Here is a 1,299-nt window from a genome sequence, read left to right as displayed (position 1 = left end):
TGGGGTGCCCTCAACTTCCCGGACTGCGGACCAAATAGGGTCCTATCCGGAAAGGGCAAGGGGAGTTGGCAGAGAAATATACGAAATACAAACCCGAATTTCGCGATGAGATTGCGAAGCTCATCGTCGAGTCAGGCCGGCTGATTGTCGAGGTCGCCCGCGAATATGGGTTGAACGAGACGACCGTCGGCGGTTGGGTAAAGAAATACCGCGCCGAACATGCCGGCGACGAACCGTCGCTTGAATTATCCGAACGCGCTCGGTTGAGGGAACTCGAACGACGAACGCGGGAACTGGAAATCGAGAACGCTTTCCTGAAAAAAGTAGCGGCGCACTTCGCGAAGGAGCAACGATGAGCGACAAATTCGAGTTCATCGACGCGGAGCGCGCCTATACCGCCGGTGAGGCGCCACAGCTCCCCACAGTCGCGCGGATGTGCGCCCTGCTGCAGGTGTCCAAGTCGGGTTACTACGAGTGGCGCGACCGGCCGCAAAGCCTCACCCAACAGCGCCGCGAACGACTCGCCGACAAGATCGGCGTCTTATTCACGGCATTCGGGGCCACCTACGGCTACCGGCGCATCCACGCCGAACTCCTGCGCGCCGGTGAGCGGGTTGGCGACGAGCTGGTGCGCAAGCTGATGCGCGAACTGGATCTCGTTGCCGTACAACCGAAACCGTATCGCCGCACCACCATTGCGGGCGAGGCCTGGCTGGCTGCGCCGGATCTGGTGAAACGTGAGTTCACCGCCGAGAAACCGGGCGCCAAGTTGGTCGGCGACATCACCTACATCCCGACGTGGCAGGGCTGGCTGTATCTGGCAACGGTGATCGACTGCTTCAACAAGGAGGTGATCGGCTATTCGATGGCCGATCACATGCGCACCGAGCTGGTCACCGACGCGCTGGACATGGCGGCGCGCAACCACGTCCTGCAACCGGGCTGCATAATGCATTCCGATCGCGGCGCCCAATATACCTCGGCCGACTACGTCGCCAAACTCGGCGAGCTTGGATTATCCCATTCGCTGGGCCGAACCGGGGTATGTTGGGACAATGCTCTCGCGGAATCGTTCTTCGCGAGCCTGAAGAACGAACGTGTCCATCATATGGTGTATGCGACCAGAAAGTCGGCGAAGGAGGACATTGCGCGCTACATCGAATTGTTTTACAATCATAAACGAATTCATTCCGCACTCGGCTACCGGACGCCGCACGAGGTGCGCACCGAGTACCTGAATTCACAGCTCGCAGCGTAATGAACACGAAATTCCCAGTCCGGGAAACGCGGGGCACCCCA

Annotated in this window: 1 protein-coding gene; it reads left to right on the top strand. The window is 59.7% G+C overall.

Translation table 11 applies throughout. From position 1 onward, the window contains the following. The first annotated feature begins 65 nt into the window (after positions 1–65). A protein-coding gene (locus EET13_RS29685) for an IS3 family transposase (protein ID WP_425294285.1) occupies positions 66–1,258 on the top strand; the annotation gives its coding sequence in 2 pieces (ribosomal slippage) (positions 66–324 and positions 324–1,258; 1,194 coding nt in all). The last annotated feature ends 41 nt before the right edge of the window (positions 1,259–1,299 follow it).

Origin of the sequence: Mycobacterium attenuatum (assembly GCF_900566085.1) — a bacterium.
Taxonomy (GTDB): Bacteria; Actinomycetota; Actinomycetes; order Mycobacteriales; family Mycobacteriaceae; genus Mycobacterium; species Mycobacterium attenuatum.
The sequence above is the reverse complement of the archived record's forward strand: the minus strand, read 5'-3'. Positions and strand labels throughout refer to the sequence as shown.